General features: G+C 56.0%; 17 protein-coding genes and 1 pseudogene. 6 read left to right on the top strand and 12 right to left on the bottom strand.

Annotated features, from left to right (window positions below; translation table 11 throughout):
* Positions 1-29: 29 nt before the first annotated feature.
* Positions 30-1709 carry an ABC transporter permease gene (locus CSC3H3_RS04010; protein WP_245881263.1) on the bottom strand — a complete coding sequence of 560 codons (1680 nt, stop codon included), beginning with the start codon at positions 1707-1709 and terminating at the stop codon, positions 30-32.
* A gap of 46 nt (positions 1710-1755) precedes the next feature.
* Complete coding sequence (locus CSC3H3_RS04005) at positions 1756-2997, bottom strand: ABC transporter substrate-binding protein (protein WP_101283871.1); 1242 nt, start codon at positions 2995-2997, stop codon at positions 1756-1758.
* A gap of 219 nt (positions 2998-3216) precedes the next feature.
* Between CSC3H3_RS04005 and CSC3H3_RS04000 the strand changes: the two genes are divergently transcribed.
* Positions 3217-3951: a TerC family protein gene (locus CSC3H3_RS04000; protein ID WP_101283869.1), complete on the top strand. Its 735-nt coding sequence runs from the start codon at positions 3217-3219 to the stop codon at positions 3949-3951.
* Positions 3948-4436, top strand: coding sequence for a YbaK/EbsC family protein (locus CSC3H3_RS03995; protein WP_101283867.1), 489 nt, complete (start codon positions 3948-3950; stop codon positions 4434-4436). Before CSC3H3_RS04000 ends, CSC3H3_RS03995 begins: the two co-directional genes overlap by 4 nt.
* Positions 4437-4463: 27 nt before the next feature.
* Here CSC3H3_RS03995 and CSC3H3_RS03990 read toward each other — a convergent pair whose 3' ends face one another.
* Together CSC3H3_RS03990 and fliI are read right to left on the bottom strand one after the other, a co-directional pair.
* The gene (locus tag CSC3H3_RS03990; protein ID WP_101283865.1) at positions 4464-4892 is read right to left on the bottom strand and encodes a flagellar export protein FliJ; all 429 of its coding nucleotides are present in this window, start codon (positions 4890-4892) and stop codon (positions 4464-4466) included.
* Between the two features lie 90 nt (positions 4893-4982).
* The gene (fliI, locus tag CSC3H3_RS03985) at positions 4983-6440 is read right to left on the bottom strand and encodes a flagellar protein export ATPase FliI (protein WP_101263890.1); all 1458 of its coding nucleotides are present in this window, start codon (positions 6438-6440) and stop codon (positions 4983-4985) included.
* 373 nt (positions 6441-6813) lie between these two features.
* Here fliI and ctrA point away from each other — a divergent pair, with 373 nt between their 5' ends.
* Positions 6814-7515: a response regulator transcription factor CtrA gene (gene ctrA / locus CSC3H3_RS03980; RefSeq protein ID WP_101263889.1), complete on the top strand. Its 702-nt coding sequence runs from the start codon at positions 6814-6816 to the stop codon at positions 7513-7515.
* Between the two features lie 382 nt (positions 7516-7897).
* Here the strand turns inward: ctrA and CSC3H3_RS03975 are convergent, their stop codons facing one another.
* The 7 genes and pseudogenes from CSC3H3_RS03975 to CSC3H3_RS03945 form a co-directional block, all read right to left on the bottom strand.
* A complete protein-coding gene (locus CSC3H3_RS03975) occupies positions 7898-9361 on the bottom strand; it encodes a hypothetical protein (protein WP_157831822.1) in 1464 nt (487 codons plus the stop codon).
* A gap of 632 nt (positions 9362-9993) precedes the next feature.
* Positions 9994-10803 (bottom strand): annotated as a pseudogene (locus CSC3H3_RS24960) (CheR family methyltransferase); the annotation flags it as partial.
* Between the two features lie 9 nt (positions 10804-10812).
* Positions 10813-12651 carry a chemotaxis protein CheB gene (locus CSC3H3_RS03965; RefSeq protein WP_101283861.1) on the bottom strand — a complete coding sequence of 613 codons (1839 nt, stop codon included), beginning with the start codon at positions 12649-12651 and terminating at the stop codon, positions 10813-10815.
* Positions 12652-12715: 64 nt separating this feature from the next.
* Positions 12716-13081: a response regulator gene (locus tag CSC3H3_RS03960; protein WP_073953532.1), complete on the bottom strand. Its 366-nt coding sequence runs from the start codon at positions 13079-13081 to the stop codon at positions 12716-12718.
* Between the two features lie 89 nt (positions 13082-13170).
* Positions 13171-13677: a chemotaxis protein CheW gene (locus CSC3H3_RS03955; protein WP_101263886.1), complete on the bottom strand. Its 507-nt coding sequence runs from the start codon at positions 13675-13677 to the stop codon at positions 13171-13173.
* Positions 13678-13694: 17 nt separating this feature from the next.
* A complete protein-coding gene (locus CSC3H3_RS03950) occupies positions 13695-16352 on the bottom strand; it encodes a hybrid sensor histidine kinase/response regulator (RefSeq protein WP_101263885.1) in 2658 nt (885 codons plus the stop codon).
* Between the two features lie 156 nt (positions 16353-16508).
* The gene (locus CSC3H3_RS03945; RefSeq protein ID WP_101263884.1) at positions 16509-17120 is read right to left on the bottom strand and encodes a histidine phosphotransferase family protein; all 612 of its coding nucleotides are present in this window, start codon (positions 17118-17120) and stop codon (positions 16509-16511) included.
* Positions 17121-17455: 335 nt separating this feature from the next.
* On the opposite strand from CSC3H3_RS03945, the gene CSC3H3_RS03940 reads away from it, so the two are divergent.
* The 3 genes from CSC3H3_RS03940 to moaA all read left to right on the top strand — a co-directional run bounded on the left by CSC3H3_RS03940 (position 17456) and on the right by moaA (position 19771).
* Entirely contained in the window at positions 17456-17641 is a 186-nt protein-coding gene (locus CSC3H3_RS03940; protein ID WP_101263883.1) for a DUF3553 domain-containing protein, read from the top strand.
* Positions 17642-17748: 107 nt separating this feature from the next.
* Positions 17749-18600, top strand: coding sequence for a hypothetical protein (locus tag CSC3H3_RS03935; protein ID WP_101283859.1), 852 nt, complete (start codon positions 17749-17751; stop codon positions 18598-18600).
* A gap of 172 nt (positions 18601-18772) precedes the next feature.
* Entirely contained in the window at positions 18773-19771 is a 999-nt protein-coding gene (moaA, locus tag CSC3H3_RS03930) for a GTP 3',8-cyclase MoaA (RefSeq protein ID WP_101263881.1), read from the top strand.
* A 105-nt stretch (positions 19772-19876) separates the two neighbouring features.
* Here moaA and CSC3H3_RS03925 read toward each other — a convergent pair whose 3' ends face one another.
* A complete protein-coding gene (locus CSC3H3_RS03925) occupies positions 19877-20674 on the bottom strand; it encodes a phytanoyl-CoA dioxygenase family protein (protein ID WP_101283857.1) in 798 nt (265 codons plus the stop codon).
* Positions 20675-20732 lie beyond the last annotated feature (58 nt).

The raw sequence follows: 20732 nt of genomic DNA, 5'->3' as shown, positions 1-20732 counted from the left end.
TTTTGTCCCAAAACCCAAAGACCCAAACATCATCCGCCATGGCGCATTGCGCGCCGGTGACGAAACCATATTGCTGGCACCAGCATGGCAATGCCAAACCCGGCAAAGGGCAACAGGGCCTGCAACAGCCCGTAAATGCCAATCATGCGGCGATCATTACCGGCAGCAAGGGCAATGGCATCGGTGGTGATTGTGGCAAACCGCCCCGCCCCGATCAAAAGGGTTGGCAAATATTGCCCGATGCTAACTGCAAAACCCACGGCAAGGGCGGCCAGTACCGGCCGGGTCAGAAGGGGTAAAACCACCTGCCAGAACACCCGGTTCGGGCTGCCCCCCAGGCATAACGCCGTTTGGCGATAGCGGGCATCAAGGCTGCGAAAGGGGTCGGACAGGGATAAAAACATGTAAGGCAGCACAAAAACCAGATGGGCAATCACCACCGATATAAAACTGCGTTCCAAACCAATGCTGCCAAAAAACACCTGCAAACCAAACATGAAACTGATTTGCGGCATCAACAATGGCAGGTAAATCAGCCACATTGCGCCTTGGCCTGGCTGGCGGCGCTGGCGTTTTTCCCGCTCAAGACAGGCCAGCACCAAAATGATTGCCAGTATGACCGCAGCCAGCCCGATCAGGATGCTATTGCCCATGGCGCCCATAAGGGCGGGTAATTCGCGCTGCCATAATTTCAGGGTGATCTGCCCCGGCAGCAAATCGGGATACCGCCAAAAACCGGCGATGCTCCAGACGGCCAAACTGGCGATGCCCAAAATAATCAACCCGGCACTGATGCCCGAAATTGCCGCTGCTATCAGGCGGAATATCCCATCGTTACGATACCGCCTGCCGCCCTCGGCCCAGGCACGACCCCAAATCGCCACCAGTTTTTCAATCAGCAGCCAAAGTACGATAACACCGGCCACCAAGCCCAATTGCAACAGTGATGCGGCAGATGCCATAAACCGCATCGATAGGTCCGGGTCCGATAACCAGTGCAAAATACGCACTGCCAGCGGTGCCGGGGTCGTGGGGCCCAAAATCATGGCAACATCCACCACCGATGCCGAATAGGCCAGCACGGCAAAAACCGGCAGCCTGATTTGCGGGTAAATGCGCGGTAACACTGTTTTTAACCAGCCCGCAATCGGCCCATAGCCCAAGGTCAGGGCGACTTTGCGGGTTTGCCCGGCATTGGCCTGGGTCATGGCCCCCAGTGTCATTAAAAACAGAAACGGGATTTCCTTGATCACAAGGCCCGCCACCAGCGCGATGCCCCAGCCATCCTGCAGGGTGATGATATCGGGCGGGCGGCCCCACCCCGCCAGCGGGGCAAATACCCGCACGATCCAGCCTGACGGCGCAATTAAAAACGCCAGTCCAAATGCCGCCGCCGCATGGGGCACCGATAATAACGGGGCCAAAATGCGTTCAATCACCCGAAAAACCCGCGTGCCCTGCCAGGCGGCACAAAACAGCATCACGCAAACAAAGGAAATTATCGTTGCCAACAGTCCACTTAAAACCGACAGGCGCACCGATATCCAAAGGCCCGGCTGTGCAAAAAGTTCCTGCCAGGGCAGCAACGATACATGATTGCCCCCCAATGCCGGCAAATAGCCAAAAGCCGGCAACACCGTCCCCACCAGCCCGGCCAGAACCGGGCCGACCATCAACAGAACGGTGATAACAGGTGCATATCCTAGCACGGGCAGCCCATATCCTTTGTTATTGCGCTATCCCCCGACAACGCCCCTATTGGGCAACGCCAAAACGTTTCTGCCATTCGCTTTCGACCAGTTCCATCCAACTGGGGTGGGGTTCCGGCAGGACATTGCCCATTTCAGCAGGCGACAGGGTGGCAACACCCAAATTAAGCGCATCAAATGCCTTGCGGTCCGCATCCGGGATTTTGTTCATATCCAGCACGGTAAAGCTGCCCCAGATTTCAGGGTTCTGTTTACGCAACTGGGCCTGCGGCGACATTAAAAAATCGGCCAGCACCACGGCACCGGCCTTGGCCGATGCATTGAACGGAATGGCGACAAAGTTGGTATTGCCCAGCGTGCCGCCATCAAAAACAAAGCTGCGCACCGTATCGGGCAGCTCAAAATTGGCAATCGCGGCCGAAACCTCGGCTGCGCTAAAGGAAAAGCCGATATCAATTTCATTATCCGCCATCATGGCACGCAGCGCCGCGCCATTGGCCGGGTAAGCCTTGCCTTCGCGCCACAAAACCGGCTGCAATTTGGCAAGATAGGTCCAAAGCGGGGCCAGGACCTTTTGGGTATCGGCCTTGCTTGCAGGTTTTTGCAATACCGCCGGGTCGGCAACCAGTTCGGTCAGAACCTGCTTTAAAAAAGATGATCCCATATAATCGGGCGGTTGCGGGTAAGTGAACCGGCCGGGATGATTTTGCAGCCATGCCAGCAGTTCCTGTGCGCTGCGCGGGGCTGTTTCCACGCGCGACGTATCATCAAAAAAGCTAAGCTGCGCCATGCCCCACGGGGCTTCCAGGCCGTCAGTCGGCACGGTAAAATCATTAACCGTAGTGGGTTTGCCCGTAACATCAACATATTTGAAATTCGGTGTCTGTTCGACCCATGGGCCAAACAGCAGGCCATTGCGCTTCATGGCGGCAAAGTTTTCACCGTTAATCCAGATCATATCCACCGCACCGCCATCGTTTTTACCAGCGGCCTTTTCGGAAACGACCTTGGAAACCGCATCGGCGGTATCGGCCAGTTTGACCTGCTTTACCGTAACGCCATAACGTTCCTGCACCTGTTTGCCCGCCCAGGCGATGTAATCATTAATGCGCGGTTCCCCACCCCAGGCGTACCAGTAAACGGTTTGTCCCTGGGCCTGCTTTACCACCGCATCCCAGTTTTTCATGTCCGGTGCGGGGTCAGCACTTGCAGGCAATGCGGCCAGGGCAACGGCCCCACCCAATAGGGATGCCGCCAACAAACGGGCCAGCGTGACAGTTTTGGACATGATGTTTCCTCCCCCGGAAAGTCATTAGGTGGTCCTGCGCCATCAGGCTGGCATAAAACCATGACGGAACAATCAAATTTTACCGCCGTTATCAACCTGATATGCACTGTTTTCGGGCCTGCGGGCGGCGAAATCAATTCACGCTTGCGTTAGATGCAGTGCAGACACATCTTGATGCGACAGTGCCGAACAGGCGACAAAACGGAAACGGGTATTTAAATGTTTGACTGGATCGCCGACCCCCATATGTGGGTGGGTCTTGCTACCCTGACGGCACTCGAAATTGTTCTGGGGATCGACAATATCGTTTTTCTGTCGGTCATTGTCGCCAAACTTCCACAAAAACAGCAAAAAGCAGCAAGGCGCGCCGGTCTTTTGGGGGCCATGCTGATCCGTCTGTTGCTGCTGGCCTGCATGGCCTGGGTCATGGAGCTGACATCGCCCCTGTTTGAAGTTTTAGACCGCGCCATTAGCGGCCGTGACCTGATCCTGATTGTCGGCGGGCTGTTCCTGATTGCCAAGGCATCAATGGAAATCCATCACACCATTGATGAACCCGAAGAACACGAAACCAGGGCCGTTGCGGGTTTTGTCGGCACCATCATCCAGATCATGCTGCTTGATATCATATTCTCGCTGGATTCCGTGATTACCGCTGTTGGCCTGGTAGACCACCTGACCGTGATGATGCTGGCCGTGATCATATCGGTCGGTGTGATGCTGTTTGCTGCGCGCTTTATTGGCGATTTCGTCAATAACCACCCCTCGATCAAGATGCTGGCCCTGTCTTTTCTGATCCTGGTCGGGTTTGTGCTTCTGCTTGATGGCGTGCAAATTCATGTCCCCAAAGGTTACATTTATTTCGCAATGGCCTTCAGTCTGGGGGTCGAAACGCTTAACCTTCTTAATCGCAAACGCAAAAACAAGGCGAAACAGGCAGCAACCGGATCATGAAAAAAATCACGCCCCCTGAACGGCTTGCCAGCGCATTCGCAACGGCCGGGCTAAACGATATTGATGTTCTGGAATTTCCCGCTGGCACCCGTTCGGCCGCCGATGCAGCCGCCGCCATTGGCTGTGACATCAGCGATATTGGCAAATCACTGGTCTTTCAGGCCAAGGATAGCAACACACCCGTTCTGATCATTATGAATGGTGCGGACCGGGTTTGTGAAAACAAGGTTGCCGCCCTGATCGGTGAACAAATTGGCAAGGCGGATGCAACACAGGTTCGTACCCATACCGGTTATGCCATTGGCGGCGTACCGCCCTTTGGCCATGCCAATGCCCTGCGAACCCTGATTGATGAAAAACTGCTGGCAAAGCCGGAAATCTGGCTGGCGGCAGGGACACCCAGCAGCGTTTTTTGCCTGACCCCGCACCAGCTTTGCCACATCACCGGCATTTCGACCGGGCATGATCTGGCGCTTGAAGCTTAGGGATTAAAGCTCGTTGCCCGGCAAAGATTAAATCAAACCATCTTTGCGGGTGGCGGCACGCGCGCCGATCTCATCAAGGCTTTCCTGTTCCTTGCGGTCTTCTTCGGCACGTAATGCCGCCACGCGGTTGCGCTCGGATATTTCGGCAGTTTTCATGTCCTTGAATGCCTGTGCGACCTCGTCACGGAACGCATCAATCCTGGCTTCCTGCGCCTTGATCCGCTGGTCCAGTGCTTCACGTTCCACAATGATGGCACTGGCAAAATTGCCATAGGCAAAACCAGCCGTTTGCGGGTTTTCTGCCGCCACTTTCTGTTCTGACTTCAGGGCAAGTTCAAGCTGCTGGCGTTGCTCGATCAGATGTTCAAGCACGCGCATCATCTCGCCCAGTTCACGCTGCTTTTCATCCAGCGTCCATTTGCGAATACGCACCAGCGTTTTAAAATCCTTGGCCATTTCCCGGCCCTTCTCCTTACCCCGGCGGAGTTAGATGCCGCCGCAGCACATCATCATGAAATTGCGAATTCTGACCGTCAATATCAGCACCTAGCGCCCCAGGGCACGTTTGGCGGCGTTAAGGTCGGTCTGGCGCTGGGCCGACTGGCTGTTGATCGGCGCACCCGGGCGTGCGGCGTGGCCGGCATTGCCAGCGACCTGCGCATTGCCGTCCTCGACCGGGGCCATATCGAGCCTGCGTGCCAGATCGGCATAACCATCGGCAAGGCGGGTGCATTCATTTTTGCGCTGGCTTAAAAATTCCTCGATCAGCGGAAAGTAATGAATGGCTTCATCCACTTTGGGGTCTGTCCCGCGGCGATAGGCGCCAAGGCGGATCAATTCCGCCATATCATCATAGGTTGCCAGCAACTGGCGCGCCCGCCGCACGATCTGGTTTTCATGTTCGTTGTTACAGCCTGGCATGGTTCGCGACACGCTGCGCAAAATATTGATCGCCGGGTAACGCCCCTGTTCGGCAATCGAACGGTCCAGCACCACGTGCCCGTCAAGAATACCACGCACGGCATCGGAAATTGGTTCGTTATGGTCATCGCCATCGACCAGAACCGTAAACAGCCCGGTGATGGACCCTTGCCCCGGCCCGCCAGGACCGGCGCGCTCCAGCAAGCGGGGCAGTTCGGCAAAGACAGTTGGGGTGTAACCCTTTGATGCCGGTGGTTCGCCGACCGACAGACTGATTTCACGCTGGGCCATGGCAAAACGGGTGACGGAATCCATCATGCACAGCACGTCGCGGCCACGATCGCGGAAAAACTCGGAAACTGCCATGGTCATATAGGCAGCCTGGCGGCGCATCAGCGGCGGTTCATCGGATGTTGCGACAATCACAACAGACCGGCGAAGGCCTTCTTCGCCCAGGTCATCTTCGATAAATTCGCGGGCTTCGCGGCCACGTTCACCGATCAGGCCGACAACGGAAACGTCCGACGTGGTGTGGCGCGTCATCATTGACAGCATGCTGGATTTACCCACACCGGACCCAGCAAAAATACCCATACGCTGGCCACGGCAGCAGGTTAAAAACGTATTCATGGCGCGCACGCCCAAATCCAGCTTGCCCGAAACACGCTGGCGGGTATGGGCCGATGGCGGGGTTCGGCGAATGGCATAGGGCAAATTGCCCTGTGGCAAAGGCCCCTTGCCATCCACCGGTTCGCCAAAGGCATTGATCACGCGGCCCAGCCAGCCTTCATCGGGGTAGATTTGCGGCTGGGTATCGGCCAGTTCGACCTCGCAGCCAATGCCAATGCCGTCCAGCGCGCCAAAGGGCATCAGCAAGGCACGTTCGCTACGAAATCCAACGACTTCACAAATGACGGCTTCGCCATCACGACGCACCACCTTGCAGCGGTCGCCAATCGACATCGCACCCTCGACGCCACCAATTTCAACCAGAAGCCCCAAAACCGCTGTGACGCGACCCACAACCCAGTAATCGGGAACACGGCGAAGGTCGGCGATGATGTTTTTGCCAATCTGGAACATGGGGGCCTTTTGCGTCGTCTCGATGGTGATGCGCGACGCGGGGGTGGAAAACGCCGCGTCCTGATCCAAATATAATGGGAGAAGGGTTAATTTACAAAGCCAGCGATCAAACGCAGCCGTAATGCCGCCAAAGTTCTGACCTAGTCAGGGCGCTCTAAACCCCTGTTAAATCTTTATTTGGTCATGACGGGAACAATATGGCGGTAAAAAAGTTAACAAATTGCGACTCGTGCGCTTGCCACGAGTCGCAAAGCAACGTATCGTTAACGAAACGGGAAAAATCCCACGATACGGCTGCTGTTGGGGCATAGCCGGGACAGTCCGGATAAAAACCAAATTTATTGCGGAATATGGTAACGGAGCGGAGCGGAAAATGCGGGTGCTGCTTGTCGAAGATGACGACGCCATGTCGGACAGCATAGAACTTATGCTGAAGTCCGAAGGGATGGTTGTGGATACCACCGACCTTGGGGAAGATGGCCTCGAGATCGGTAAATTATACGATTACGATATTATTTTGCTGGACCTGATGTTGCCCGATATTGACGGCTACGAGGTTCTGCGCCGCCTGCGTGATGCGCGGGTGGAAACGCCGGTTCTTATTCTTTCGGGCCTGACGGAAACCGAAGACAAGGTCAAAGGCCTTGGCTTTGGTGCCGATGACTATCTGACCAAACCGTTTGACAAAACGGAACTTCTGGCACGCATCCAGGCGATTGTCCGTCGTTCCAAGGGGCATGCCCAGTCGGTGATCGCCACGGGCAAACTTCATGTCAATCTTGATGCCCGTACAGTCGATGTTGCCGGTTCGCCGCTGCATCTGACGGGCAAGGAATATGGCATCCTGGAACTGCTGTCGCTGCGTAAAGGCACGACGCTGACCAAGGAAATGTTCCTGAACCACCTTTATGGTGGCATGGACGAACCCGAATTGAAGATCATTGACGTCTTCGTTTGCAAACTGCGCAAGAAAATCCAGTCTGCAACCGACGGCGACAATTATATTCATACCGTTTGGGGGCGCGGATATGTGCTGCGCGACCCCGACGCAAACGGGGCGCACGCGGCCGCCTGATACAGGCACCGTCAAGGCATCCCGCTATCTGCCATTAAAATACCCCGCAACCGTGATGGCTGCGGGGTATTTTATTGAGCCTTTACCCAACTAAAGCCCTTTGCCCTTAATCAGGCTCATTTTGCCGCTGTCATTTGTTGCCCGGCAAGGAGAAGTCCGCAGGGCGTAATGGTTTTACGGCCAAGGATTTCGACGTAGCAGGGCGACAAATGAAAGCCGCCCGAAGGATTCCATTTCGACGGCTTCTGGCTGTGTTACATCACTTGCCCGATACACCGCATCGCGCTGCGCGATGTGCCTTGCCAGAAGACACGCCGAAATGAAACAAAATGAACCTGATTAAGGGCAAAGGGCTTTAATTAACGCATTTCAGGCAACTGCCTTAACCGCCAGTACCAGCCGCTGCATCCGGGGCGGTTGTCCCTGCTCCGGCGCTGGCATCGGTATTGGCCTGTGCTGCTGGTGCAGCCGCAATGGCGGCATTAACCAGCTCGGCACGGATGGCATCGACAACGGCACTATCAACCGTCACCACGCCCCCGCTGACCGGGGCGATTTTCGCCAGGGTAACATTGGCATCGGTTGGTACAAGCAAACGGATATGACGCAGCGTTGATTGCAGGTCTTCTTCCTGCAAGGTGGGTTCCGCATCCTGGCCCAAATCGGCGGCATTGGCGGTACGGGCGGCTTCACCCACGATTTGCATCAGTTCAAAGGCGGCATTTTCCGCCTGTGCCTGCACAACCCCGGTTTGGGACAGGGTTTGCAGCATGCCTTTGACATCTTTGTAATTATTGATCCGCCGGACACTGGCAACATAGCTATCCGTAACCTTTTCAACAGCGGCAATGTCGCTGGTGGTTTTGGCATCAAGCTGCGCGATCAGCGTATCAAAGGTTGCCTGCTGCAAATCCAGCGAGATGCTGTCATAGCCCTTTTCGATCTGAACCACGACGTAGGTTTCATCGCGAAACAGCGGCAATGCGTTTTCATCCTGTTCATTCGATTTTGCAATACCGCCAGCCGGGCATTTACCATCCGTTGGTTTCGGGTTTGCCACAACCAGGCGGCCACGCGACTGGGCATAAAACACATCACACCAGCGAAAATCGCTTTGGCGTTCCTGCTTGCGCACAAACACATAATTCCCCGCCGTCAGCACGGCAGGTTCTGAAAAGCTGGCACCATTTTGGGCGGGCAACAGCGTCATGGTATAGGAAAATACCGTATCGTTTTTATTCCCCTGCAACAGCGCGCTGCCGAGGGAATCCAGAACCCGCAGGGTACTTGATGCTGGCGGATAAGCCGCACCGCCCAATTCGGCAAGCTTTTTAAGCAGGCTTGAAACGGCTTCGCTGCCGACTGAATCCAGTTCAAGGATATAAAGCTGGATTACCAGCCGGTTCCCGTTATAGCGGATCGGCCCGTAAACCGGTAATTGCGACAGATTAAGAAACTGGCCCGGTCGCACATCGTCGGAATAATAGATCACACGCCCGCTTTTGACGGAATTTGGCCCGTAATCAACCGCATTGCGCCCTGACTGATCCGACATTTCATAGACATTGGCGACAATGGCAATTTCGCCCTGCTTGTCATCGGAAAACAGCGCACTTTCGATGAAATCCTTCATAAAGACCTGTTTCAGGTCCAGGGTGATGGTATCGCCCGCAACAATGGCACCAGTACTACCGCCATTGGCCGTGGCATATTTACCCTCCAGATACATCGCACCCGCGCTTGAACTGCGATCAACATGGTAATCAATCGCCCCCTGATCGACAAAGCTGCACCCGGCCAGCACCGCGCCCAACATCGCCAGCCCCGGAATTCCCCAATTCTTCATGACCCGCCCCAATTTGAATTTAATTCAAATTCAATTCTATTCAAAGTTGCGGGCATTGAAACAAAAAAACGCCCGGTTATATCCGGGCGCTTTAATCATCGGGGCTGTATCAGTCCGAAAAATGGTCAGTCTTTTTTATCATCGGGTTTGCGCGGATAGGTCCGGCTGAAACTTGACGATGACGGCGTACTGGGCCGTGTCGATGAAAAGCTGCTACCTGTGCTGCCAGCACTGTCACTCCCGGCCGGGCGCGTGGGTCGTTGATAGCCACTTGAGCTATCTGACGAACTGCTGCTGCCAGTGCTACCCGTGCCATAACGCGACGTGCCCAGCCTGGACCCGCCGGTGGTTGACGGGCGGCTATAAGTGCTGCCGGTGCTGCCAGTACCACCTGTTGTGCTGCTGGTGCCAAAGCTGCTGCGCGGGGTTGTCGTCGATGATGTACCGGTGGTGCTGGTCGAGCGCGGCGTTAAACCGCTTGTCCCGGCTGAGGACGGCGTGGTGCTGCCTGCACTGCCCTGCATTGATTTGGGTTTCGGAAAGGCAAAACCGCCACCTGTTGTCGCCGCCGCGCCAGTTGCACCGCCAGCCTGTACTTTTTCAAGTTCGCTAACGTCAACATCGGGCGCGCCGGGGCGGTTAAGCTGATAAATGCCGCGCTGGCGCGCCAGCGGTTTGAATTTATCGGAAATGCCCAAAACCGTTTCCGCACCACCCAGGAACAAAAAGCCATCATCGGGCATCTGTGCGGCAATGCGCGAAAGCACATCGGTTTTGGTCGGCTGGTCAAAATAGATCAGGACGTTACGGCAATAGACCACATCGAACTGGCCCAGCGGCTTTAGATCCTCAAGCAGGTTATATTCGCGATATTGCACCTTGGAGCGCAAATCAGCCGAAATCTGCCACATGTCATCGGCCTTCTGGAAATGTTTGACCAGAAGCGTAATGGGCAGACCACGCTGGACTTCGAACTGCGAATACAGCCCGGCGCGCGCCTTGTTCAGGATTTCGCGCGAAATGTCGGTGCCGATGATGTCAATGCGCCAACCGGCGAGCTGGCTGGCGAAATCCTGCAGGATCATTGCCAGCGAATAGGGTTCCTGCCCGGATGAAGCCGCCGCACACCAGATGCGCAGGTGACGCTTGCTGGCCCGGGCCTTGATCATGTGGGGCAATACCACATGACGGAACTGGTCAAACGGTTTGGTATCTCGAAAGAAGAAGGATTCATTGGTGGTCATGGCTTCGACCACATCTTCAATCAGCGTGCGGTCCATGCCGCGCAACGCCCCGATCAACTCGCCAAGGTCCTTGAGACCGCGCTTGCGCGCAATCGGCATGAGCCGGCTTTCGAGCAAATAGAACTTATCCTGCGTCAGGACCAGGCCCGAGCGGGATTTGATCAATTTGCTAACGAAATCAAAGTCTTCCGGCTTCAACATCTTGTGTTAACGACCTCCGGCAAATTTTTTCACGTAAGGGGCAATGCCCCCTATTGGCAGTATCGCCGTACAAATTCCCGCCTGGGCAGCAGCACCGGGCATGCCCCATACCACACTGGTAGCTTCGTCCTGGGCCACCACCATGCCACCTGCCGCAACAACATTGCGACCACCCAGCATACCATCCTGCCCCATTCCGGTCAGGATGATTGTCAGCATATTCCCGCCATAGCTATCGACCAGACTGCGCAGCATCGGGTCCACCGACGGCCGGCAGAAATTTTCCGGTGCATTCTGGTTCAGCGCGATTTTGCGGTTATTGCCGCGCCCCTCTACCACCATGTGGTAATCGCCGGGGGCCAAATAAACCCTGCCGGGCTGAACCGGTTCGCCATTTACGCCTTCGCCGCATTTAAGCCCGGTCAAACGGGTAATATGTTCGGCCAGAATGGTCGTAAAGGTTGCGGGCATGTGCTGGGTAATAAAAATCGGCTGTCGAACGCCAACCAACCCGCGCAAAACTTCAAACAGGGCTTGCGGCCCCCCTGTTGAGCTGCCAATGGCGATAGCTTCAACATTAACATGCTTTTCCGGTACCAGGCTGATCTGGCCCTGAACACGGCCACGCCGGGCCGGTGCCGGGGCATTGCCTGCGGCGGCTGCGCGTTTGGCCTTCGCATCGGCGGTACGGGCATTTTGCGGTGCCGGGCGGCGCGCCGGTGCCTCGCGGGTCAGGCCGGTGGCGGGTCGGGCCGGTGCGGCCTCGGCGGGCCGGGCGGCAACACCACCGGCGACACCTGCCGGGCGGCTTTGCGCCGGTTTACCGGGCATAAGGGGCTTGGCAACACTGGCCGGGGCCGTTGCATGGTTTGCCGGGCTGGTCATGCCTGCCTTTTTCGCGGCAACGGCGGCATCTTCTATCAACCGGCCGGGATCACGCGGTGCCGGGCTGGCATCGGTTTTGGTATGGGCGCCTTCACGAGCCGGGCCATGGTCATCATGCTCGCGCGCGGGCGCCATCGGCATTGGCCGCATTTGCGGGCGCATGGGCTGTTGCATCGGGCGCGGGCGTAATTCGGCGGTAAAACGTTTGCGCTGAATACGGCCAGGCTTTTGCAAAACCTGATGTTCAAGCGACATTTCGGCTCGAAACGGCTTTGCGCCGTCATGATCGCCATGTTCAACATGGTCGCCCTGACCATCGGCCCCTTCGCCAGCACCACCAACATGATGGGTAGCATCGTGCGTCGCACCGGATACATCGCCCGCCCCGGCGGCTAAACCACCACCATGGCCGGAACCATCACTGTTAGATCCGGCATCACCAGGGGAATGTTCATCACCGGCGACGGCATCGATATCGGCATCATCGTCGAAATCGCCATCGTCAAATTCCTGGGACTGTTCCAGCATCTTGCGACGCTGTTCAGACCATGCCTTGACCTTGTCGATCAGTTCGGTTCGGAAACCTGACCCGACATTGATATCCTTGGCCGAAGATGGCTTGGGAATGTAATCCACCGCGCCCAGCGTCATGGCCTTGAAACTGATATCGGCGTTTCGCTTGGTCAGGGTCGATGCCATGATCACGCGAACCGTCGGGTCAATTTCCAGAATTTTCGGCAGGGCCGTCAGGCCGTCCATCACGGGCATTTCGATGTCGAGAACAACCGTTTCAATGCCACCTTCGTGCATCACCCCCAGGGCATCTTCCCCGTTGGCAACTGCGCCGACTACCTCGATATCCGAATCATCCTGCAACATACGCGCGACAAGCCCGCGTACAATTGCCGAATCATCAACGATCAGGACTTTGTATGGTGGATCGATGTGGTTTTGTTCCACAGGCACGATGTTCCCGCTTGGTCAAAAGGCCGCAACGCCCAAAGCGATGTCGCGGCCACAAGGATCAGATCAGGCCAACCTGTTCAAATTTGGCCTGGATGATCTCGCTATCAAAGGGCTTCATGATGTATTCATTTGCCCCGGCGGTGATGGCTTCCTGAATATGCTCCAGGTCGTTTTCCGTGGTGCAGAATACTACAACGGGTTCATCCCCCCCCGGTGCTGCACGCAGATCCCGGAGGAACTCGATGCCGCTTTTAACCGGCATGTTCCAATCAAGCAGCACCGCGTCAGGCATGTCGGACAGGCACTTTTCAAGTGCTTCCATACCGTCTTCGGCTTCGACAACCTCGAATCCCAATTCCTCAAGGATACGGCGTGCCACCATTCTGATGACTTTTGAATCATCGACGACGAGACAACTCTTCATCGATTTCCTTCTCGCAATTTCACTTGTTAAGCCACGACCGGCAATATCCGGGCGCCGGGCGCGCCCGGAACATCGTTAACAGACAGACATCAGCCTGCCTGCTTTACTGACCCTGCAAAATCAAGCAGCCGGGTCACATCAAGAATAACCAGCAGGTTCTTTTCAAGACGGAAAATCCCGTCGGAAAATTCCCGCCAGCGCGGATCAAGAGTAGCCGGGTTCCGTTCAAATGCATTCTGCGGAACGCTAAGAACTTCACCGACCTGATCGACCATGAGGCTGTATAGCTCGCCACCCTGGTCAACCACGATGCTCATTCCGGGATCTTCAACTTCCTTGTTGCGCAGGCCAAGGCGCTTGCGCACGTCAATTGCGGTCACAATACGTCCCCGCAGGTTCAGCGAGCCTGCCACTTCTGGCGGAGCAAGCGGAATACGCGTGATGCGCTGCGGGCCAAGCACGTCCTGCACGGTCAAAACCGGGATGCCAAACATCTGTTTGCCGATTGTCGCCGTCACGAAATCCTTGGTTGATCCCCCCAGATCAAGGGCCGTGTGGCGATCGGAACTGGGGACAAGTGCGTTTTTGTCACTCATGATACTTTACCTTCGACTTAGACAGCGGCCAGCGTCTGGATCAGGGTCGATACCAGGGCATCACGGTCAAACTTCGCGACATAGTCGCTAAATCCGGCACGGCGTCCCCGCTCGAAATCCTCTTCGCTGGTATGAGACGACAGGGCGATAATCGGAACTTCACCCCAGCTCTCGTCATTCTGCAGGCTTTCGGCGAATTCAAACCCGTTCATGCCCGGCATTTCGATGTCGCTGATAATGGCGTCAAACACGGCACCATTGTTTTTCAGCTCGATCGCCTGTTCGGCACTTTCAACTGACGTCACCTTGAAACCGGAAACCGACAGCATCGGGGTCAGCAGGTTACGGAAGAACGGGCTGTCATCAACAAGCAGAACCTTCTTCTTCTCGCTGCCGCCTTCTTCCTTGCCAAACCAGTCGCTAAAGGCCAGTTCAAGATAGTAGCCTGCATCAATCAGATCGGTTGCCTTGCCGTCGATCACGGCCGAACCGACCAGACCATCGCGGTCGGCTGTCAGTTCAACATTAAGGACGTCATCAACGATATCGACGATTTCATCGACAACCAGGCCCATGGTCCGTTCACGATCCTGGAACACCAGGGTCGGCTGGCGGCCTTCGCCCTTCATCTGATAGGCACCGTCAATAAAGACCAGCGGCATCAGCTTGCCACGATACTGCACCAGCGGACGACCGTTTGAATATTCGATGCTTTCAACATCGATTTCTTCCAGTCGGGCCACCAGGGCCAGCGGCACGGCGCGAACTTCATTCCCGCCAGCACGGAAGACCAGCATCGACGTGGTTTCGCGATCCGAGCTTTCCGATTTGGCCTTGGATTCGACACCCTGCTGGCCGCCAACGGTGATTTCACCTGTACGGGTCGCAATGCCATTCGGATCAAGGATCATGATCACGCTGCCATCACCCAGGATGGTATTGCCCGAGAACAGCGACAGATCACGCAGGATCGGCGCCACCGGCTTGACCACGATTTCCTCGGTGTCAAAGACGCGGTCAACGATGATACCAAAGCTGTAGGTACCGACCTGGGCAACAACGATGAAGGCTTCTTCATCAACATCGCCTTCGGCGGCTTCATCAAGGCCCAGTATTTTCTTGAGCGTGACAAGCGGCAGCAGGCGGTTACGCAGGCGCAGGACCGGGGTATCGTGAATGCGTTCGATCGAATGTTCGGAATTGCTCGATGCACGAACAAGTTCCAGAACGCTGATCTGCGGGATGGCAAAACGCTCACCGCCGCTTTCAACGATCAGGGCCGAAACAATCGCCAGGGTCAGCGGAATTTTGATGATGAAGGTCGACCCGCGGCCTTCAACCGATTTCAGTTCGACCGTACCGCCGATTTTTTCGATGTTGGTACGGACAACGTCCATGCCCACGCCACGACCGGAAACCGACGTTACCTTTTCAGCCGTCGAGAAGCCCGGCTTGAAGATGAACTGGTGGATCTGCTGATCCGACATGTTTTCCAGTTCGCCTTCGGTCACCAGACCATTGGTCAGCGCCTTGGACTTGATACGTTCAACATTAAGGCCGCGACCATCATCGGAAATTTCAATGATGATGTGACCGCCTTCATGATAGGCGTTCAGCGTGACCGTACCGGTTTCCGGCTTGCCTGCATCGCGACGACCCTGAATGTCTTCAAGGCCATGGTCGGCAGAGTTACGGACCATGTGGGTCAGCGGGTCCTTGATCAGTTCAAGAACCTGACGGTCAAGTTCGGTATCGGCACCGATCATTTGCAGATCGATCTTTTTGCCCATTTCAAGGGCAAGGTCGCGAACAATACGCGGCAGCTTCGCCCATGCATTGCCAATCGGCTGCATACGGGTCTTCATCACACCTTCCTGAAGGTCGGTGGTGATGTGCGACAGACGCTGAAGCGGAACGGTAAATTCGCTGTCATCCTTGCCACGTACCATCTGCAGAAGCTGGTTACGGGTCAGCACCAGTTCGGAAACCAGTGTCATCAGGTTTTCAAGCAATTCAACGTTAACGCGGATGGTCTGGGCCGCGACGGAGCTTTCCTTGGTTTCATTGCGCACATGGGCGTCATGCTTGGCACCGGCATCATGTGCCGGGGCAGCGGCCTGAACGGCCTGCGATTTCGGGGCTGCAGGCGGCGTTGCCGCAGCAGCAGGGGCCGAAGGTGCGGGCTCGGGTTCCGGCTCGGGCTCGGGTTCCGGCTCGAACGAAACTTCCGGTTCCGGCTCGGGTGCGGGCGCGCTGGCCTGGGCCTTGGGCGCACCACCGCTTCCGGCAGGAAGTGTTCCGGTATCGGCAAAATGGTTGAGGCGCGAAATCAGATCGGCATCATTTCCGTCGGGCTCGGTCTCGTTGGTTTCAAGCTCGCCCAGCAGGTATTTGATGGTGTCGATGGATTCAAGAACCAGTGTTACGGCATCCGGGGTAACGATCAGTTCGCCATCACGAATCTTGCCCAGGACGTTCTCGCCGGCGTGGGCAACAGCTTCAAGACGCGGCAACCCCAAAAAGCCGCATGTGCCCTTGATGGTGTGAACCAGACGGAAGATATTCGACAGAATATCCGGGTCATTCGGGTTCTGCTCAAGCTTCACAAGCTCGACGTCAAGCGTCGAAAGACTTTCCGAAGTTTCGGTCAGAAATTCACTTAAAAGATCGTCCATATACCCCCTCCACAATGCCGGCAATCAGACCATCACCGGACCCGGGACGTCAACCGCATCAAATAGCCCAATCAATTCGAATTCCCGTCTTACACGAGAGCTACCATGTAGGTAGAGCCTAGCATACGGTTTTACTATACTGGCACGTCAATTTTTTTAAACATAGATCAAAGTGACAGAATTTTCTTCGGCTTCCACCTGTAGATGCTTCCCTAGTCTTTCGGCTAGGTTCCGGGCAAAAAAGCCCTGAATGTTACGTGGATCAAGGTCCTCCGGGTCGACCGGCCCCGAAAGCACATTTTCAATCTCCGGACGTATTGCAGCGCGTTTTCCACGGGCAATCACCCGTATTTTCGCCCCGGAGTCGCATTGCACCGAAATTTCCCCGCCAAATGGCAAAGCCTCGCGCGCCATCATGATCATATTCAGGACAACACGCGCCGTTGTCGCATCAATGCCGGTATCGCTATCCCATTCCAGCGTCACCTTGCCGTCGGCCTCATAGGCCTGGGTCACGGTTTTGCGCATGGTTGCGGCGTCCACACTATTGCCCGCGCGCCCATAAGCCAGACGGAAAAGCTGCAGGCGGCGCTGTGCCTCCTGCCCACTTCTGCGCATCAGGGCCAGCGCCTCGTCATCGGTGCCGCCTGCCTCGTCCATCAGTTCGGCCCCCGCATTTACGGCGCCGACCGGCCCAACCAGATCATGGCAAATTCGCGAGCTGATAAGTTCTATCAGGATAAGCTCTAGCTGCCTGTCCTGCTGCATGCACTGTGCTCCAGATTCTGATGGTGCGGCTTCCCCCGAAGCCGCATCCCCACATAAAAACAAAGCGTATCCCACACGGATACGCGGGAATCCATCGCCCTAATGTGCAAAACAGGTATTAAAACCTTATTTAAATGGACAGGCAAAAACGCATGGCACGGGGCGCGAAAAACCATCATGCCCTGTTTTCCTTCTTTGTCACGACTGCGTTGCAATGATAGATTTATGCCAGCAGTTACCAACAGATCAGCCCTGTTAGCGCAGCCTGCCTGACACGCCACAAAGGATGCCGGTGCAGGCGCATAACGGCGACACATAAAAAGAACGCGGTTTACATGGATTTTCTACTGACACCCGGCACCATTGTTCGCCATCCCAACCAGCCCGACTGGGGTTTGGGCCGCATCCAGGCCGTGAATGGCGACAGCCTTGCCGTCAATTTCGAGGAAGTTGGCCGCCAGATCATTCGCACCCGGCATGTCGTTTTGGAAATTGTCGAACCGGCAATGGGTTACGAATAAGATTGCCCCACCGGCGCCCTATCGGCCGGGCCCGCCCCGCCCGAAAACGGGCAGCCCCGAATAATTCAGTTGCGTTCTGATGACCCCGAACAAATGCGGACAGGATAATGACAAAAACCGAAACGCCCCTTGCCCCGGACAGCTTTAAAAAACGCCATCATGATGCCGCCTGGACCGTGCTGGAACGTTTTGCCGTGGGTCTTGCCGATCGGGCGCGCAGCAACGGCAATGCCATCAGCGTGGATGAAATCAATAAATCTCTGGCATCGCTCAAGGGGCAGCCAAACCTGTTTGATGAAGCCTGGAACGCACTTAAAACCGAGGTTTCGGCCGCCAACACACGGCGCACGCCTTCTATCCGCAACGATCCGTTTGGCCGTTTGATGGTCAGCCGTTTTGCCCACCTTCTTGAAGGGCGTGAAGCAGGTGACCTTGAACATGGTGCATTGTCGCGCGATATGCTGCAGCCGTTTTTCCATGCCATTCGCATGATGGTCGGGGCCGACACCATCGAGCAGATCGATGCCGAAATCCGCAGCATCGTCGAAGCCCATGCCGATGAAGAAGACGAAATGCGCGATGCCACCGATTACTGGGACCATCTGGCAGAAAACCCGCTGGTTTCCAAACAGATCACGATGGTTTTCGTGCGGATGGCAATGCATTTTTCCGATTATGCCAAACGCAAAAACTGGTTCATCCAGCTTGTGAATGACAATATGCACCGCAATGGTGCGACGTGGGAATTCACCGAAGACCATTTCATCAAACTGATCCGCGCCCTGTTTCGCGATGTGCGCGCCATTCTGGCAAGCCCGGAGCGTTCAGCCCTGCTGGCCGCTGAAATTGACCACGACAAAGTCAGCGTGCTGCGCAATGTCATGGCCAATCTGGACCGCGACATTGCCGCCCTGCATAACCGCGAAGCCGCCACCTGGCAGGAAGAAGACCAGGCCTGATACGCCATCAATGCCCGTTGCCATGATCGCAACAGGCATTTGCGGGCGTGAATATCGCCCTGTTCAGCAAAAAGTGAGGAAGCGGGCCTTGCCCGCGGCCCTATCCATGCACTATCTGTTTTCAAACGGGTGTGGGGAATCCGGAACTTAGAAAAATTCAGGCAGGGAAACCGTGCACAAACCGCTGATCGACAAATATGGCCGCCATGTCTCCTATTTACGGGTATCCGTAACGGACCGGTGTGATTTCCGCTGCACCTATTGCATGGCCGAAAACATGACTTTTCTGCCAAAGTCGCAGGTCCTGACGCTTGAGGAACTCGATCAGCTTTGCAGCGCCTTTATTGCGCGCGGCGTGCGCAAACTGCGCCTGACAGGCGGGGAACCGCTGGTGCGCCGTGGTATTATGGATCTGATCCGCGATCTTTCCCGCCATCTTAAATCCGGTGCTCTTGAAGAACTGACCCTGACGACAAATGGCAGCCAGCTTGCCACCTATGCCGATGATCTGGCACGCGCGGGGGTCAAACGCCTCAATATCTCGCTCGATACGCTGGACCATCAGAAATTTGCCGAAATCACCCGTCGCGGCCGCCTGGAACAGGTGCTGACCGGTCTTCAGGCCGCAAAGGAAGCCGGCATTGGCATTAAAATCAATGCTGTTGCCCTGCGCGGACAGAATGAAGACGAATTTTCGCGCATGCTGGCGTGGTGCGGGCAGGAAGGTTTTGATCTTTGCCTGATCGAAACCATGCCGCTGGGCGATATTGATGGGGATCGCACCGATCATTACCTGCCGCTGACCGTGGTGCGTGAACGCCTTGAAAAAGACTGGACGCTGATCCCCAGCAACCATGTCACGCCGGGCCCGGCACGTTATGTTTCCGTGGCGGAAACCGGCGGGCGCCTGGGCTTTATCACGCCGCTAACCCATAATTTCTGCGAAGGCTGCAACCGCGTGCGCATTACCTGCACCGGCACGCTTTATATGTGCCTGGGTCAGGAAGACCATATCGACCTGCGCGAAATCCTTCGCGAAAATGACCCGGCCGCACTTGATGCTGCGCTTGATCGTGCCATGCTGCTTAAACCCAAGGGCCATGATTTCATTATCGACCGCAAGGGCCAGAAACCCGCTGTTTCCCGGCATATGAGCATGACGGGCGGTTAACCTGCCCTGCCAAAACGGCAAAGTAGATTTCAGGTTTTATATATATCAAAGGCGGACCAGATCATCACTGGCCCGCCTTTTTCGCATCCGCGATGGCGGTATCTCTTAACGTTCAAAAACCACCGGAAACCAGTCTTCGCGCAATTTTTGCCCTGCCTGCATGTCATGGCCCGGAAACGGGGGGGATGTGCGGCCCGGCCGTTCAACATAGCGGGCATCATCCCCCACCAGTCGCAGTGAAAAGGCGCGGCGGCGGTTTTGTGTCAGATTGCCGCGCGCCCCATGCAGAATGCGAAAATCAAACGCCACGGCATCCCCCGGCTCCATATGCCACTCGCGAATATCCATGCCCTCGGCATCCGGGTCTGGCACGGGCATATAGGTGTCTTCATCGGGGTAAAAACTTTCTTCCGATAACCAGCGTGTCGGCAACACCGCGCGCGGCCATTTGTGCGACCCGGCCACACAGCGCAATGTCGCCTCGCGCACCGGGTCCAGCGGTGACCAGAAACTGATGGTCTGTTCCCCCTCGACAAAATAATAGGGGCTATCCTGATGCCAGGGTGTGGGTTTGGATGTACCCGGTTCCTTGACCAGAACATGGTCATGGAAAAGCTGCACCTGCTGCGCGCCCATCAGGTCTGCCGCCACCGCTGCCACCGGGGAATGGCGAATAACCTGTTCAAATTCATCAATACGCTGCCAGTTGCAGTAATCATCAAAAAACCGGCCCGCTTCGCCCGCCTTCAGGTTTTCTGCCCCATAGGGGCCGGGATCGCGCATATTGGCTTCAATGCCATCAGCCAGTTGCGGCAAATAATCTGCAAACAGGCCACGCACCAGCACAACACCGTCGCGCTGGTAGGTTTCAATATCGGCAGGGGTCAAAAGGGGATGGACCATAACAAATCTCCTTGTGGCAACCTCCCCAGCCTGCCGCATTCCACTAATAGCTTCCAAT

Origin of the sequence: Thalassospira marina, assembly GCF_002844375.1 — a bacterium.
Taxonomy (GTDB): Bacteria; Pseudomonadota; Alphaproteobacteria; order Rhodospirillales; family Thalassospiraceae; genus Thalassospira; species Thalassospira marina.
Note: the sequence above shows the minus strand (reverse complement) of the source record. Positions and strands in the feature narration are given on the sequence as shown.